Genomic DNA, 16,577 nt, shown 5'->3' with positions numbered 1-16,577 from the left:
ACTGTCTGAGCGTATTTTAATACAGTTAGTAATTTTTCTCTATTGCTAAAACCCAGCATTCACCAATTGAAACATTTTTTGACAGTAGACATATATTTTGTTTAAACTACATAAGTCGACATTTATTCACTGTAGATTATAGTGTATTTACACAGTTTTGTGTAAAGCAAAATAATGGCACTTTGATAAAAAACTAGCAATATATTTGAAAATACAAATATACAATGAAGTAACAAGGAAATAAGTGAGACCCCGTTATTAGATTCCTTCACTTAGTATAGGTTACACGCCTCATGAACTGGCTACTTAGGATAGAGCTACTTAGAATTTGCCGCGTTGGTTGCGCTGGTAAAGTAACGTTGGTCTTGGGTGCACTGTTATTTGACAAAGCAAGACGTTACTTGCTTTATAAGAGAGGTAAAGATAAGAGAGGTAAAGACTATATAGCCTGGTCGCCCCGCTTACCGTATCCAATCACTTCATTAGATAAACCCAAGATCACGAATTGTCCGCACGTATATAAAAGTTGTCAGGGTTTTACCTTAATTCAGCTTATTATCACTGTGGCGATAATGGCTATTATAGCGATGATGGCGGCACCAGCCATACAGACGCAGCTGGCGCGGATGGAAGCTGAACGCGTCAAAAACCAATTAGAGGATACACTTGCTTTAGCCAAGGCTGAAAGTTTTATCAGAAGACAAAACGTGTTGCTGTGCTTATCAAACGCAGGTGGCCGCTGTCATAGAAACAGTGACAAAACCCTTTTATTATTTATCGATAAAAATAACAACAAGCACTTCGATACGCAGGTTGATCAGCTATTGGTGCAGCAGTCACTGAAGCTAAAACACAGTAAGGTCATGTTACGCGTAGGCGGCAGACGCCACTATACTAAGTTTTGGGGAGATAGTGGCAAACCGCGTGGGCACTTTGGTCATATAAAATACTGCCCAACGGCCACTTATAATAAAGCCATGTATCTCATCTCTTTCAACCAAGGCGGCATTGTTAAGCAAAAGCTTAATGAAAACCACCCCACTCAATGTGATAAATGAGCCTTATTTATTATGGTCTCTAAATAGGCAACCTCTAATTAACTAGCTACGCAGGTTTTTTAGCTTTCTTTATACATCGCGTCTTTCATCATCACGACGGCCTGTTCTAGTCCGGCAAATACGGCATCTGCGATGAGCGCATGGCCGATGTTTAACTCATAAATCCCTTCTATCTGTGCAATGGCATGGACATTGTCACGTGTGAGGCCATGACCTGCATTGACCAGTAGCTGGTTATTGAGACGTTGCGCAGTCGCAACCGCCGCTTTGATGCGCGCAAGCTCATTTTGCTGGGCACCTGTATCACCGGCCAAACCTGCTTCGGCATAAGCACCGGTATGTAGCTCGATGGCATCCGTGCCGCACTCGATGGCTGCTGCGACTTGTTTGTCGTCAGGGTCAATAAACAGTGACACTTTAATGCCCGCAGCTTGTAGCTTACCGATATAATCAGTCAACCAAGCCAGTTGCCCTGCGACATCAAGACCGCCTTCTGTGGTTAGCTCAGCACGCTTTTCAGGTACCAGACATACCCAGTATGGCTTGACCTCACTGGCAATTTTTAGCATCTCCTCTGTTGCAGCGATTTCTAAATTCATTCTCGTCGTCAGCTGCTCCGCTATCTCATAGACATCAGCATCTTGAATATGGCGACGATCTTCACGTAGGTGTATCGTGATACCGTCGGCGCCCGCCTTTTCACATAATAAGGCCGCTGCCAAAGGACTTGGATAATTGACACCGCGTGCTTGACGCAATGTCGCTACATGGTCAATATTGACGCCTAACAAAGGTTTTTGCAAAGTACCATGAGCGGTGGATAATGAAGAAGTGGTCATAAGACATCCTTTTAATAACGAGACCTAATAGACAGGCATGACTATTGATAGACGTAACGATTGATTGATAAACGTGACTACTACTAGACGTAATCATTGATAGCGCCGCTGCTGCTGCCACAACAATCGACTTTGCAGGGGCTGATACTCTAATAAATGATCAATCAGATGACGATGTAGTTTTGACCAGTCGTCTAGCGTCGTGGTAGTGATGCCTGACTGCGCCATTGTTATGATATCTGCACCCGAAAACACCGCATAGCCACTGGCACTTGTTAAACGCTCAGACTCTATGGTGTCACGCGATATGGCCAAAAACCCAGCATCTGGCAAAAACCGATATAGTCCCTCAGGCACAATCGCGTCTTGCATACTGTCATGACTGAGAGTCAGGGTAAAACCAAGTTCATCAAATAGGTACTTTTCAAATTGACGCAAGCATAGACGCAGCTGCTGCTGGGTTAAAGGCTGTTTGAGTTGGTATAGGCTGTTTTGGTAGTGCTGCCACAGTGTCGGCATTGGATCTTCGGTTGGCAAAAGACGCCACAATATCTCGTTGAGATACAATGCCGAATACTGCTGCTGACCCGTGATTGTCTCATAAGGCATGGCAGCAAGCGTGTGAGCGTCATCTACCGCTGCATTATCGGGATGAGCATCTAAAGAGGCTTTTCCATCTCTATTACTGTGTACAGCGATGTTGATTTGACTAAACGTCTTTAAATCACGCTTGCCACTGGCAAATAGCTGCAAAGGCATAAATAGCGGTGCGCCTTTTTTGCCAACCCCATGTATAACCCCATGCTGCTGAGAAAAAAGACAATATAATGCGCGCTTTTCTTGATAAGGACGCTGATGCAATAAGTAACCTGTCAACGCTTCGTTACGCATGTCTATTACCTCAGCACCCATGCTTATCAGGTGGCTTAAAAACGGCTATACCTATCGGTATCGCTGCTTATCAATAGCCCAAACTGGTCAAGGCTCGTTCGTCATCAGACCAGCCACGTTTGACTTTTACCCATAAGGTCAGCATGATTTTTTTGTCAAACAGTTGCTCCATATCCTTGCGAGCGTCCATGCCGACTTGCTTGATACGCTGGCCCTTATCTCCGATGACGATGGCTTTTTGTCCGCTACGCTCCACATAGATGGTCGCATCAATAAAGGTACAAGCTTTGCGTGGACGGCCAGTTTTGGCATCTGTATGCGCAGGCTCGTCTTTAAACTCATCAATTTGCACGGTCAAATCATAGGGCACTTCATCGCCTGCACTGCGCATGATCTTTTCGCGAATGATTTCACTGGCCAAAAAACGCTCTGAACGGTCGGTGATTTGCTCGGTGTCATAAATAGGCGACGCCACTGGTAAGTGTGAGGCAATCACCTCTTGTAAGCGATCTAGGTTTTGGTTTTTTAGCGCAGACACAGGAACGATATCAGCAAAGTCAAAGCTTTCGTGGAACGTTTCGATCAGGGGCAAGAGCGTACCTTTATCCTTTAAGGTATCGGCTTTGTTGATGACCAATACCACGGTCAGATCTGTCTCACCAAGTTTTTGCAAGGTAAGCAGATCATCATCACGCCATTGATCCGAATCGACCACAAACAGCACCAAATCAACATCGACCAAGGCTGAAACCGCGGCTTTGTTCATACGCTCATTGATCGCCCGTACTTCGTTACGATGGATACCCGGCGTATCGACAAACACCGCTTGCATCTCATGGTTTGACAAAATACCGTGGATACGATGTCTGGTGGTTTGCGGCTTGCGCGAGGTAATAGACAGTTTTTGCCCAAGCAAGTGGTTCATCAGCGTCGATTTACCCACGTTTGGACGACCAACAATCGCCACATAGCCCGACTTGAAATCTTCCGCGATACGCGTCTGGCTACTCGGGGCAAAAAACGCCTCAATGGCGGCATCGTTTTCTAATGAGACATCTTCTGACTGATTGATCTCGTCTGTGCTCATTGCTACCTGATTTTGGTCTGCGGGCATGGGGGTGTTTTCAGTCATATTGTCAGTATTATCTGCATTGTGTGATGGCAAATCAGAATGATTGCTCATAAGGTAATCCTGTAGGGTTTATCACCAGCCAAACGGTGTTTGATAAAAAATCACTAGGCGTTAAATGGTGCATTATCACCAGTATTAAAACATCCATTGCGTTATGGGCTAATAAATCGGTGAACTTTTATAATATATGCGGTCAAGACGAGTAAAATCAATGTGGACAAACTGCCTTGCAATAACCATATTACTTGCAATAACCATATTATATGTAAGGCTGTGGGTTTATCACTTGCTATAAGCGTTTTTTGGCAGAGTTTGGCAGCTTGTGCAACTGATTAATCATCAGCTCGGCCGCTTTTTGCTCAGCGATACGGCGACTCTCACCAGACTCAGTAATGTCAGGGCATTCATTGATATTAACATGGCAGCGCACCACAAATATCTGATGCGGCGCATTCCCTCGAGTCTCTAATAGCTCATAATGTGGTAAATCAAATTGCTTGGACTGTAGCCACTCTTGCAAACGGCTTTTGGCATCTTTTAAGGCTTTTTGATCGTTGACATTGTCGATCAAATCCCCATACCACGACAGTACGCACTGGCGCGTGATGTCCATGTCTTGGCTATCTAGGTAAATCGCCCCAATCAAAGACTCTACAGCATCGGCCAAGATAGAAGCGCGATTGCGTCCGCCACCTTTACGCTCGCCCACGCCTAAAATCAAATGGTTGGAAAGCTCAAGATTTTGCGCGATGATTACCAGCGACTCTTGACGTACTAAAGTGGCTCGCATACGCGTCAATCGCCCTTCATTTTGCGTCGGATAACGATGGTACAAAGCTTCTCCGACGATCATCCCTAGCAGGGCGTCACCCAAAAACTCTAAACGCTCGTAGTTTTTTTTGCTGTCAAAAGAGCGGTGCGTCAGCGCAAGCTTTGGCAAGCTCAAATCGTTGAACACATAGCCTAATTTGCGCGTCAAAACCGCTAATCGTTGGATAAACTCTGTACTCACAACGTGGTTGTCGACAGACGTGCTATTTTTTTTGGGAGTAGTAACCGCTTGGGAATGCTGCGAAGTTGGTTTCATGCGTGGCTTATGGTTATCCCTTCTGTTTTTACTGAGGTGGTGAATGGTTGGAATGATAAATGCGTTATAAAAATCATCGGCAGCTCGGCTGCACTACTCTGCGCTATTCATATCGATATCGGCCTCAAAACGATTGACGATATCGACATTGCCAAAGAAATTATTGGTGACCGCATACTGCTTATGAATCGCCAGTTGACCCGTTTTTTTATTGGTAAAGGTAAAGACGTCCTCTGCTTTGGTGTCATAATCAGCATTGATAGATAGCTGCCGATTGACACGTTCGACGTACTGTCTGGCGGTTTCATTATTCTTATTCGACTCTTTTAGCTGGGCATTCAAAGTCTTATTTAACTGGTAATCACCGATGTGAGCGGGTACGATAGCAACGATGAGTTTGGCAGCAACACCCAAAACCATAATGACTAAAACGATACTGGTCACACTTGCACCGCGCTGCGTTGCCAAGCCAGATATCTGCTGCATGATCCTTTTCCTCTACTGGTCCATATTGATAAATCACTATTTTTAACCGCCGCCTACCTATGAGGCGATTGTTGATTAGATAGTAACAATATTAGCACAAAACTATTATCGATAAAAAAACCAATAGCGGCGCTGCTGCTTTTTATCAGCAGACATATCATGCTTGTACGCGCTGCCTCAAACCAAACCCTAAGTGAAGAGACGCTCTAGTCAGCCTTTACGGTTAGTGAATCGTACCGTTACGTGCAAAAGTGGGCAGGTTTAGGCCTGGTGGCTTATGCATCCAGATGTAGACCGCTTTGCCCGCTAGGTTTTGTTCGGGCACAAAACCCCAAAACCGGCCGTCAGCACTGCGATCACGGTTATCACCCATCACAAAATACTGACCTTCTGGTACCTGGATACGCCACTGTGTACCCTCAGAGCTGACCACTTCTGGCGCTTGTTGCTGCAAAAAAGGCGCATATTGCGCACTATTCATATCAGTCAAATAGCGCACAAGATGCGTCGTATCCCCTTGAGTTTCGGCAAAATACTGCGCTTCACGCTCTTCTTGCTGGCCCATGGCAGCAGCGCTCTCTTCGGTGAGTATTTGACCGGGGGCAATCTGTCCTGGCAAATAAAGCTGAGACGTCAGATCTGTATTGGCCGTAAAGCTGACAGGCTTGGTTTTTACTGGTACGTCATTGATCGCAAGCGTCCCGTTATCATAGCTCACCGTATCCCCTGGCAGACCAATCACACGCTTTATGTAGTAAATACTTGGATTTTCTGGATAGCGAAACACGGCCACGTCGCCATGCTCAGGCTCGCCTGTGTCCAATACTTTATTGTACGTTAAAGGCAGACGCACACCATACGCATACTTATTGACCGCGATAAAGTCGCCTGTGTACAGCGTAGGCACCATCGATGACGAGGGAATATTAAAAGGTTCAATCAAAAATGAACGTACCACTAACACCACCGCCAACACTGGGAAAAAATCATATGCCCAACGGACCAATAAGCTCTCCTTGCCGCGTCCGCGAGTCTTACGCTGTTTGAGGGTCAACTTATCTAATAGCCAAATGATACCTAAGCCGATGGTTAATGGCACTAAAATTAAATTAAAATCAAAATCCATAATAACTTGCCTATTAACGAGCGGCTTATCTTATTGCAGCATCGATAAGATCAAACCATATGTGACGTATTTTTTATCAAACCTTTACCAAAGCAGCATGTACTCTTAGCTATCCACTTGCAGCACGGCTAAGAAGGCTTCTTGTGGAATCTCGACGCTACCCACCTGCTTCATACGTTTTTTACCCGCTTTTTGCTTAGACAACAGCTTTTTCTTACGTGATACGTCACCGCCATAACATTTGGCTAGGACATCTTTACGCATGGCTTTGACCGTACTACGACCGATGATCTGGCTACCAATCGCCGCTTGAATCGCCACATCAAACATCTGACGCGGAATCAGCTCTTTCATCTTGGTCACTAGCTGATTGCCACGGAAGCGTGCTTGGTCCTGATGGACAATCATCGCTAGCGCATCAACTCGATCACCATTGATGAGTACATCCACTTTCACCAGCTTATCGACTTGATAACGCTCAAAGTTATAATCCAATGAGGCAAAGCCGCGCGAGACTGATTTTAGACGGTCAAAGAAGTCCATGACCACCTCACCCATCGGAATATCAAAGATCAGCTGGACTTGCTTGCCCATAAAGCGCATATCGACCTGTACGCCGCGGCGCTCGATACACAAAGTCATGACGTTGCCCAAGTAATCTTGCGGTACTAAAATCTGACAACGAGCAATCGGCTCGCGGAACTCTTCGATGTTGTTTGGCTCAGGCAATCTCGATGGGTTATCGACATAGATAATCTCACCGTCTTTTTTGACAATCTCATAAATCACCGATGGTGCAGTGGTGATCAAATCCAAGTCATACTCGCGCTCTAAGCGCTCTTGGATAATCTCCATATGCAGCATGCCCAAAAAGCCACAGCGGAAACCAAACCCTAACGCATCCGAGGTGTCTGGCTCAAAGAAAAGCGAGGCGTCATTGATTTGTAGTTTTTGTAAGGCTTCACGGAATTTTTCAAAATCATTGGCATCGACAGGGAACATGCCTGCATAGACCTGCGGAGTGATTTGCTGAAAACCTGGGATACGCTCAACGTCAGGCGTGCTGGCATGCGTGATGGTATCACCCACCGGCGCGCCTGCGATGTCCTTGATACCAGCGATGACAAAACCCACTTCCCCTGCTTCTAGGACGCCGGTGTCGACAGGTTTTGGCGTAAAGACACCGATAGAGCTGACAGGGTGAGACTCTTTGGTCGATTTGATATAAATCTTATCGCCTTTTTTCACCGTCCCTTCACGGACACGGACCAACGATACCACGCCCAAATAGCTGTCAAACCAAGAGTCAATGATAAGGGCTTGTAGCGGGGCTTCGCGGTCGCCTGTTGGCGCAGGGATAACATCTACTAACGTTTCTAATAGCTTATCGACGCCTAGACCTGATTTGGCAGAGACACGCGGCGCATCAATGGCTTCAATCCCGATGATGTCTTCAATCTCTTGAATCACGCGCTCAGGCTCTACTTGTGGCAAATCAATCTTATTTAAGACTGCCATAACCTCCAAACCTTGATCGACCGCGGTGTAGCAGTTGGCCACCGACTGTGCTTCGACGCCTTGCGCGGCGTCCACCACCAGCAGCGCCCCTTCACAGGCAGCAAGTGAGCGCGACACTTCATAAGAAAAGTCGACGTGGCCTGGCGTGTCAATAAAATTAAGCTGATAGCGCTCGCCATTTGGATGGTCATAAAACAAAGTGACCGACTGCGCCTTAATCGTGATACCGCGCTCACGCTCGATATCCATAGAGTCGAGTACCTGCGCTTGCATCTCGCGATCTTGCAAGGCACCACACATCTGGATAAAACGATCGGCAAGCGTCGACTTGCCATGATCGATGTGGGCAATGATTGAAAAGTTACGAATATTTGCTAATGCAGTCACAAAGCGCCTACTAAATTAAGGGTGATAGAATAAAAGATTCGAGCAAATGCTGTCAGGCGCATGTCACACGGTCGCTATCTAAAAAGTCGCTATCTAAAAACTGGCAGCCCATAAATGAGCCATAAAGATCCAGACATTATCAGACCGACATCCGGTATCACTGTCTTTAATCAACCACTGAAGACGCCAACCGTTATGCGCAAACATAAAAGCGTATTCTAGCAGTTTTCCACTATAAAGTAAGGCGATTTTATTCGTTGGCAGAGGATTTACCAGTGACGTTACAAGCCGATAACGCTACAGAAAAAAAGAAGGCAACAGATTGTTGGCTAATTTGTTTATCGCGTCTGTGTCTTTTGCGATATTTCACGTTTATCCCCGTTATTTTTAGGGCATCTTACTCTCAGAAAATGCTGAATCGGCAGTGTCTTTTGTCGCGCTTAGATACTTATATATCCATGGCGACTTGCCATAAAAAGCACCATTTAGCTGGGTTTGCTCTATCAGATACTCACGAAAGCGCAGATAAAACTCGTTGTCGGGGCCCTTTGGTTGCTGCCAGAATTTATCAAGTGGTTTTTGATCCGTCAGTTTGGGAGTGTCATAGATAGCGCGGCCCATGACCTTGGTCGGTTTTTTATGATATACCGATTGTAGACCCGTGGTGCTATTGATGGTCACCATTCCGATACTGTGCTTCATCAAGGTGGGCAGATGCATATCACAGCCATAAAACACCCGATTTGCGACTTGGTAGCGCGCTGCCAAACTTGCTACCAACTCACGATAATCCCGATGACCTCGGTCTAGCGGATGATGCTTAAATACCAGCAGCTGCGCAGCATCGGCATGATGGGCAAAGCTTGCGATGGCCTCGTCAATAAACTGCACCACATCACGATAGTCACTGTGATGAGTGATTTGCGAGTCATTATGCACCTGTAAGCTAATCAAAAAATAATTGTTGCTGTCTTGCCGCGTTAGCCGCTGTTGTAAGCGCTTGTCAGGTAAGTAGCCACGCAGCTTGCGCCACGGCGCTTTTAGCCAAGCGATTGCCTCTTGCCAGGCGGTCATACCACGATAATGGGAATAATGCGGGTAGCGGCTTTTATACAGCCAAGTGGCCGCATAGTAAACGATGGCCGCGACGCTCAAGCGATAAAAGCGATTATGCGTATAGAGCGGCTGGTCGTTGGCTTTTTTCAGCGCCTTGATATCAGCCGTATTAAGGCGTGAGTAGCCATTGATGCCATGCTCCTGCAAAGTAATGTAATCAGGGCGCAAATAGCCTTCTTCAAATACGAAAAATGAGGTGCCTAGCTGCTCACCGACCCGCGCCGCTTGAGTATGGTGCGGACGGCAGTCGCCAAAGCAGACGATGGCATCAACCCCTTGCTCTTGAATAAAAGCAGACAACCACGACGAAAACTGCGCCAATGTGCCTGTGTATTCGTAAGTATTGGGATGATGATAAAACAGCGCATCGCCAGCATTAAAGTTAATCTTGCTGACCTTGATATCTTGCGTTTGCAAAAAACTTGAGAAACGATGAAAAAAACCGCCCATTTTTCCTTGTAATAGCAAGACATGTCGATGAGTAAGCAGATGAGACATCGAAGCTGTCATAGTATCAAATTACCATTAATCAAAGAAAAAGAAAGTCGCATCAAAACAGGCTAGTATACAAAAAAACCGCATAAACGACAGGCAATTATACCTAAAAAAGGCATGACTGTCGCAGGGGATTTACGTTGATTGTTGAGATAAGGTTAGTGCGGTTTATTGCTGAGACGCTGTTGCCACTGATGGCGATACTGCATAAAACGCGTCGCGGCGCGGCGTTTTAATTGGGTAGGCGTTGGTAATAAAGCGCGCATAGGGCTCTTGGTGCTGGGAGTAATAGAAGTCTCTGGACTGACCATCAAAGCATCGTCATCAGGCGGGTACAAATAGTCGATGACCTGCTCCACTTGCGCCAGCCCATGGCCATCTGGCAGACGATATAACGGGTAGCGAATCAGAGTACAATACAGTAGCTGCTCAAGCGATAAAGGAGTGCCGCGATTACGTCTGGCCAGATACTGAGATTTTGGCGGCAGCTGCGCGTCGATATCTGTGGTCAGCCCCCACCCTGCATAAAATGGCAGACCATAACACGTCACACTCAAACTGCGAAGCAGCGCCTCAAAGCCTGTCAACGAGCTGATGGTGTGCACCGCATCGACCCCTTCTAGGCAATCAGGCATCGCGGTATCATAAGCGACCGCATCTACCAGCTGTAAGCCATCAGCGCCTACCTTGCCAGCGCGCAGTCCTGCCTCCACATCGGGATGCGGTTTATAAATGAGATATGCATCAGGATTGTCTTGCCTAACGCGCGCGATCAAATCACGGTTTTTTTTGATCATTGACCCGCAGTGCTGTACAGAGAGATCATCTTCTACTTGTCCAACGATGAGGAGGCGACGCTTGCCAGACTGCTTTGCCTGTATGAGCCAGCTGCCATCACGACTTGCCTGACGACTGATGCTCGCACCCACATTGTATTTACTGACTCGCTGGGTGAGCAGTTTGGTTTGTAGGTTTTGGACGCGCTGACGCTGCGGCTGACTTAGCGGCTGACAGTAGCGTAGCAGCGTCTCCAAATCCGAGGGCTCGGTGGCGTCGTAATAAATGCCTTGTTTATCTATCACCACAGATAAAGGCGCCAGTAGCGTTGCGCCCAGACCGTTGGAGCGGATAAAACCATCTTCCATACAGTAGATAGCTGGGCTATCTGCGCCAAAACCCACCTGCTTGCGCTGGCGTTTTTGTTGTATCTGCTGCCGCTTTGCTAAGCCCCAAACCAGTAACGGCTGCTGATAATCCACCCGTAAATGATCAGGATGCAGCAGGTTTTTTAGACGAGGTTTTGGTTTGATAAATAAATCAGTACGCGGCAAATCCAAAAAAGCCTTAACAAATGGCAGCTTCCAGCGGCTAAATTCATAAACCGTCAAACGACCTGCCAGCTGCGCTTGCCAGTGACGGTTGGTCACCAGCCACTCAATCGCCGCCTCTATGTCGCACGATTTTCTGCTCGCAGGATCAACATAGTGACTATAATCGACATAAGCACTATAAAACAGTACCTCTAAAGTTGCGCTCACGTTTCTTGTCACATTAGCTTTAGAGGTCGTTTGAGAAAAAGCTGGTGGAAATAAGGCTAAATTAGGCTGAGGGTTTGACGGCGGCAAACTCATCGCAAAGCTTTGACGACGTTGCATGACCGTATGGTACAAGCGTTTGGGCGCACCGCTATCATCTGTCAGCCCCCAGCCGCTATACCAATTGACCCCAAAACAATGCACCTGCTTGCCGAGCATCAGCGCCTCAAAACCCATATGCGAGCTGACTGTATACACATGATCGACCTGCGCCAGTAAGGCGATAGGATTGAGCACCTGTGTCAACACTTGCACGTTTTTGGGTAGTTTGAGACCAGTCAGATAACCTGTGCGGGCGGCAGGGTGTGCTTTTATCCAAATATGGGCATTCGGATGATTGCGGCAAGCAGCTTTTAGCATACGCCTAAACTGACGTTTATCTGCACCAGCCCCTTTGACAGAGGCATCGCCTGCGACTTGATCGATTAATAAGATATGTGGCGGCCGAGGAGTGCTTGCGGTATTGGCGACTTTTCGCTTTGCCGCTTTACTGTTTGCCAACTCATTGAGTGAGGGGCAAGTCGTCACCGCATTATATTTACTCAGCTTTTCTGCACAGATGCGTGACATCAGCTGCTGGGCACGACGGTGATGCAGCGCATGATGCCCAGCACTGTCACGATTGTTATGATTGTCAAAGCTGGCGCGGGCAACGATAAGCTGCTCTAAGCGCGAGCTTTGGGTCAAATCAAAATAAATACCCACATCATCGACGACCACACTGACAGCGTGGCGGCTACTGATGCCAGAGTCTAATGAGCGCAAAAAGCCGTCTTCGATACTCAGCGCAGCACAGCTTTGTTTGCTGGCGGCTTTGCGCGCGCGCTGAAAGCTTTTTTTGCGTCCCCAACCGATAAAAGCCTCAGGCTGAGGCTTCGATATGGTTTTGACCTGATTTTTGATATGGTTTGGTAAGGGCAGCCTAGACAGCAGTGAGGCAGCAGTGGCCATGACACCTTGTTGCCCTGCTGACCACGGATGCCAGCGCTGAATATCAGCACGCAACACCTGTGGCAGCAAACGATTATTACGCTGCATACCTTTGCCAATTACCGCCAGTTGCATCGGCTGCAAGCGCTGGGTTAAGGGCAAAAACAGCGTATCATCAAAGGCCGATATAGAGGCGATTTTGCCTTCATCTGTGACGCTGTTTGCCATTATTTCCCCTTGTCAATCAGTGATTTACCAATCACTGATATTTTAGTATAAACACCTTATCCTATAAAACGCCTATCAGTCGTTATAGATCCAGCACCACTTTTGCAGCGATGGCCAACTGATAGAAAATCTGCGACAGTCCGCGCGCAATCTCTACTCGCTTGGTTTTAACCTTTGGCAACACCATAATCTCATCGCCTTGCTGGATACGATAAGCGGTATTCACCACTTCGCTGGCGCCATTTTGGTGGATAACCAAAATCTCTTTGGTATCTGCATTATCACCGAAGCCGCCTGAATTGGCCACATAATCGCCGACGGTATAATCCGGGTTAAAGGTCAACGCCCCTTGCGCGCGTACCTGTCCATTGACCGTAATCACAGACGTCTGCGCGGGGATCTCGATGACATCGCCTTGCTGAAGGATAATGTCTTGCCATGAGTTTGGTACCACAACGATCTGACCATCTGGCTGTACATTCCGCGCTTTTGCCACAAACTGTTTGACCAAAGCGGCATCATCTTGACGCAGTGCTGCCTCTTCACGGGTCGTTGACTGCGTGGCAAGTGTCAGCTCTTCTAGGCGATCAAGCGACTCATTGATCATGCGTTTTTGCTGCTCAGCGACTGACTGACGATAAATGGTCAAATGCGTCAACTTAGCCAGCGGGCTTGGCTGCAATTGCGGCACGATGTCTTTGAGACGGGCGCCATAGGGCACCACCATCGCGCCATTGCCCGTATGTGCTCCTTTTACCTGCACTGCGATCGTCCCAGCATAGCGATCTGAGGTCACCACCATCTGATCGCCATTATAGACAGGCACGTTTTGCGCCTCTGCCAGTGAGTAGTACTCCGCCGTCTGGGCGCGGCCTGCACTGCGGGTAATACTGACGTTGGTGGCGTTGGCGGCAGGATTGGCCACTTGCAAGACATCACCGATGGTCAGGTCGTTGACATCAAACTCAAAGGTATATTCGTTTTGTACTTGACCACTGACCTCAAAGGTTTTTTTCTGCGGGGCCACTGTAATCACATCACCATCACGAAAGGCAAAAGGCTGCAACTTACCGGCCAATAAAAAATCATAAAGATTGACTTGCTGGAGCATTTGGCCATTGCGTTTGATCTGAATGTCGATAAAGCTGCCGCGTGTCGGGTCGACGCCGCCCGCCCTATCGAGATAAGACAGCACCGAGTCCGCCGCCAGCCCGCCATAATAACCAGGCTGCTTGACAAAACCGGTGACAAATACTTTGACCGGCTGTGCTTGCTCTAAAGAAGCATAGACGCCGACGTTTGAGCGATAAATACGATTGACCGCGCTTTTGACCACGTTTTGTAAGTTGCCGTTTTGAACCCCAGCGATACGTACCGGACCGACGTTTGGCAAGAAAATATTGCCTTGTGGATCGACTGTCATGGTGGAGGCAAATTGATAAGCGCCCCACATGCGTACTTGGACATTGTCGCCTGGGTTGATCACATAGCTGTCGTTAAAGGTCGAGCCGGAGGTGGTCGAAAAAGCCCCGCGAAATAGCTGCTCACCAAACATCATGTCTTGGGTGTTGATGTCTTGGTAAGGGCGGGTGGTGTTAATAACCGACTGACTGGGCAAGCTGGCGGCATTCACCGCTTCTTGGGTGGTGGCCTGCCCGGGTACACCGCCAGCAAACGCTTGGGTTGAGACATTGATATTATTGCGATTTTGATCTTGGCTGGCATTATTGGCGCTTGTACCAAAGCTAGAGCCTGCCATTTGCTCGGCATAACTGACGGCGTTTGCTGACATGCTCATAGCAGCCATCGCCACACTTATCATCATCACGATCGCACGTGGTTTCGTATTCATGAATTAACTTCCTTTACTGATCTGTCGATCATTAGTGATATCTGGTCGGTCAAAGCTGGCAGACCGCAAAACTAGCTACGATGATCGCGGACAACGGCCATCACCAAACGCACAAAACCGTAGAATATCAATAACAATATAAGTGATGTCCAAATAATATAAGCGCGGCGTGGATACAACGCCTCTTCGGCCTCATAAGGGGTTGAGATCACAATCAGGTTTTTCATCTTTTTAAAGGCTTCTAGGCGCGCCTTTTCAAGTGATGATAGCGATAGCTTATACAGCTCTGTGGCAAAGTCCACATCCGCTTTGATGGTCTCAAACTGCACCGCTTGACGGTTTAGCTTGGTGGTATTTGGCGAGGTCAGCTTGGTTTGCTCTTGACGAATTTGCGCTTCAATCGCTTTAATTTGGCTTCTGATCGACACCACTTGCGGCGCATCAGGATTGAGATAGCTAAGCAGTTGCCGCTCCTCAGTACGTAGAGAGCTCAGCTGTCCTTGTAGGCTGCCAATCAGCTGATTGATAATCTGGGCGTTGGCCTGCGGGTCATAAATCTCATTGGTGTTTTGATAATTGAGTAGTTTTTCTTTGGCGTCGTTTAGGCGATCTTGTGACTCTTCTAATTGGGTTTCGGCAAACACCAACTGATCACGCGCAACTTCTTGTGAGATACGGTTTACGAATTTCTCAGACTCGTTCAAGATGGTTTTGTTTAGCTCATACGCGTAGCGTGAATCAAAGGCTTCTGTCGCCACCGACAGCACATAGCTTTGCTCATCTAGGTTGATGTGTACCCGCTTTTTGAAGTAATCGAGTAGCTCTTCTTGCGTGGCATCCGGATCAATCTCATAGATGGGGTCTGAACCATCGACATAATAAGCCTCGCGAAACTTAAACTTATCATCAAGGCGCTTGACCATATCATTCGATAAGATGTACTCGGTCAGATAGGTGGCGTCTTCTTTGCTGGTGCTATTGACACCCAGTAGCGCAGATAGCCCACCACCGGACGGCACACTTGACTCGCTGACTTGCTTTACCACCACATCAGCGGTCGATATATAACGCGGATGAGCCAGCGTCATGACATAAAATATCACGAGCACCCAAGGCAGTATGACTAAGCCGATAAATAACGAGAGGTTAATTATCTTACTTTTTTGCTTTGTGGATATGCTTTTCATAAACCTCAATCGCTTCTGTTGTATCTTCAAAGACGTGTGCTGTCTGATCCATTAATACAATACCAATATCGCAGTTACGCTTAATATCACCGATATTATGCGACACTATCAAAAACCCTGCTTGCTCACGGCGGGCGGCCAAAATCTCTTCGCTGCGCTTACGAAAAGCCGCGTCACCCACCGCCCCAGCCTCATCGAGCATATAATAATCAAAATCAAACGCCAGACTCAGCCCAAAGGTCAAACGAGCCTTCATACCAGATGAGTAGCTTTTGACCGGCATATCAAAATAGTTACCAATATCTGCAAACTCTTCGACAAAACGAATTTTTTCATCGATATAGGCCCCGCTAGAATACAGCCGGCACACAAAGCGGACGTTTTGCCGACCCGTCAAACTGCCTTGAAAGCCCCCTGCCACACCGACTGGCCATGAGATGGTAGAGTCGGTGATGATCTCACCATGGTCTGGCTCATCAAGTCCGCAGATGATACGCAGCAAGGTTGACTTACCCGCGCCATTACGCCCGAGCAAGCCAACACTTTGCTTATCACCAATGGTCAGATTGAGATCTTTAAAAAGATAATGCCGACCTTTTTTTGTCATAAATGACTTAGAAATGTTTTTAACTTCAATCATTTATTTGCCT

General features: G+C 47.3%; 13 protein-coding genes. 1 reads left to right on the top strand and 12 read right to left on the bottom strand.

Annotation, left to right across the window (positions count from 1 at the left end; translation table 11 throughout):
- Positions 1-473: 473 nt before the first annotated feature.
- Positions 474-1,058, top strand: coding sequence for a GspH/FimT family protein (locus CAP50_RS12790; RefSeq protein WP_372046629.1), 585 nt, complete (start codon positions 474-476; stop codon positions 1,056-1,058).
- Positions 1,059-1,117: 59 nt separating this feature from the next.
- On the opposite strand, the gene CAP50_RS02380 is transcribed toward CAP50_RS12790, so the two are convergent.
- The 12 genes from CAP50_RS02380 to CAP50_RS02325 all read right to left on the bottom strand — a co-directional run bounded on the left by CAP50_RS02380 (position 1,118) and on the right by CAP50_RS02325 (position 16,567).
- Positions 1,118-1,897 carry a pyridoxine 5'-phosphate synthase gene (locus CAP50_RS02380; protein ID WP_198411584.1) on the bottom strand — a complete coding sequence of 260 codons (780 nt, stop codon included), beginning with the start codon at positions 1,895-1,897 and terminating at the stop codon, positions 1,118-1,120.
- 93 nt (positions 1,898-1,990) lie between these two features.
- Complete coding sequence (recO, locus tag CAP50_RS02375; RefSeq protein WP_100748909.1) at positions 1,991-2,788, bottom strand: DNA repair protein RecO; 798 nt, start codon at positions 2,786-2,788, stop codon at positions 1,991-1,993.
- 70 nt (positions 2,789-2,858) lie between these two features.
- Complete coding sequence (era, locus tag CAP50_RS02370) at positions 2,859-3,875, bottom strand: GTPase Era (protein WP_075102064.1); 1,017 nt, start codon at positions 3,873-3,875, stop codon at positions 2,859-2,861.
- Positions 3,876-4,209: 334 nt separating this feature from the next.
- The gene (gene rnc / locus CAP50_RS02365) at positions 4,210-5,007 is read right to left on the bottom strand and encodes a ribonuclease III (protein ID WP_100748908.1); all 798 of its coding nucleotides are present in this window, start codon (positions 5,005-5,007) and stop codon (positions 4,210-4,212) included.
- Positions 5,008-5,100: 93 nt separating this feature from the next.
- Complete coding sequence (locus CAP50_RS02360) at positions 5,101-5,493, bottom strand: DUF4845 domain-containing protein (protein ID WP_241900609.1); 393 nt, start codon at positions 5,491-5,493, stop codon at positions 5,101-5,103.
- Between the two features lie 223 nt (positions 5,494-5,716).
- The gene (gene lepB / locus CAP50_RS02355; protein WP_075102008.1) at positions 5,717-6,619 is read right to left on the bottom strand and encodes a signal peptidase I; all 903 of its coding nucleotides are present in this window, start codon (positions 6,617-6,619) and stop codon (positions 5,717-5,719) included.
- A gap of 105 nt (positions 6,620-6,724) precedes the next feature.
- Complete coding sequence (lepA, locus tag CAP50_RS02350) at positions 6,725-8,524, bottom strand: translation elongation factor 4 (protein WP_100748906.1); 1,800 nt, start codon at positions 8,522-8,524, stop codon at positions 6,725-6,727.
- Between the two features lie 387 nt (positions 8,525-8,911).
- Positions 8,912-10,138 carry a capsule biosynthesis protein gene (locus CAP50_RS02345; RefSeq protein WP_241900608.1) on the bottom strand — a complete coding sequence of 409 codons (1,227 nt, stop codon included), beginning with the start codon at positions 10,136-10,138 and terminating at the stop codon, positions 8,912-8,914.
- A 155-nt stretch (positions 10,139-10,293) separates the two neighbouring features.
- Entirely contained in the window at positions 10,294-12,888 is a 2,595-nt protein-coding gene (locus CAP50_RS02340) for a capsular polysaccharide biosynthesis protein (protein WP_100748904.1), read from the bottom strand.
- An 82-nt stretch (positions 12,889-12,970) separates the two neighbouring features.
- Positions 12,971-14,740: a polysaccharide biosynthesis/export family protein gene (locus CAP50_RS02335; protein WP_100748903.1), complete on the bottom strand. Its 1,770-nt coding sequence runs from the start codon at positions 14,738-14,740 to the stop codon at positions 12,971-12,973.
- A gap of 71 nt (positions 14,741-14,811) precedes the next feature.
- Positions 14,812-15,927 (bottom strand): capsule biosynthesis protein, encoded by a 1,116-nt coding sequence (locus tag CAP50_RS02330; protein ID WP_100748902.1) that lies wholly within the window; start codon positions 15,925-15,927, stop codon positions 14,812-14,814.
- Positions 15,896-16,567 (bottom strand): ABC transporter ATP-binding protein, encoded by a 672-nt coding sequence (locus tag CAP50_RS02325; protein ID WP_075102002.1) that lies wholly within the window; start codon positions 16,565-16,567, stop codon positions 15,896-15,898. The genes CAP50_RS02330 and CAP50_RS02325 overlap by 32 nt, the downstream gene beginning before the upstream one ends.
- Between the last annotated feature and the right edge of the window lie 10 nt (positions 16,568-16,577).

The organism is Psychrobacter sp. L7, from assembly GCF_002810365.1.
In the GTDB taxonomy this organism is placed as follows: domain Bacteria; phylum Pseudomonadota; class Gammaproteobacteria; order Pseudomonadales; family Moraxellaceae; genus Psychrobacter; species Psychrobacter celer.
The sequence above is the reverse complement of the archived record's forward strand: the minus strand, read 5'-3'. Positions and strand labels throughout refer to the sequence as shown.

Excerpts from the sequence above, each read along its gene's own strand:
- CAP50_RS02340 (WP_100748904.1), bottom strand. The coding sequence starts at position 12,888 with ATGGCAAACAGCGTCACAGATGAAGGCAAAATCGCCTCTATATCGGCC.
- CAP50_RS02335 (WP_100748903.1), bottom strand. The coding sequence starts at position 14,740 with ATGAATACGAAACCACGTGCGATCGTGATGATGATAAGTGTGGCGATG.
- CAP50_RS02360 (WP_241900609.1), bottom strand. The coding sequence starts at position 5,493 with ATGCAGCAGATATCTGGCTTGGCAACGCAGCGCGGTGCAAGTGTGACC.
- CAP50_RS02380 (WP_198411584.1), bottom strand. The coding sequence starts at position 1,897 with ATGACCACTTCTTCATTATCCACCGCTCATGGTACTTTGCAAAAACCT.
- CAP50_RS02345 (WP_241900608.1), bottom strand. The coding sequence starts at position 10,138 with ATGTCTCATCTGCTTACTCATCGACATGTCTTGCTATTACAAGGAAAA.
- recO (WP_100748909.1), bottom strand. The coding sequence starts at position 2,788 with ATGCGTAACGAAGCGTTGACAGGTTACTTATTGCATCAGCGTCCTTAT.
- rnc (WP_100748908.1), bottom strand. The coding sequence starts at position 5,007 with ATGAAACCAACTTCGCAGCATTCCCAAGCGGTTACTACTCCCAAAAAA.
- lepB (WP_075102008.1), bottom strand. The coding sequence starts at position 6,619 with ATGGATTTTGATTTTAATTTAATTTTAGTGCCATTAACCATCGGCTTA.
- CAP50_RS02330 (WP_100748902.1), bottom strand. The coding sequence starts at position 15,927 with ATGAAAAGCATATCCACAAAGCAAAAAAGTAAGATAATTAACCTCTCG.
- era (WP_075102064.1), bottom strand. The coding sequence starts at position 3,875 with ATGAGCACAGACGAGATCAATCAGTCAGAAGATGTCTCATTAGAAAAC.
- CAP50_RS02325 (WP_075102002.1), bottom strand. The coding sequence starts at position 16,567 with ATGATTGAAGTTAAAAACATTTCTAAGTCATTTATGACAAAAAAAGGT.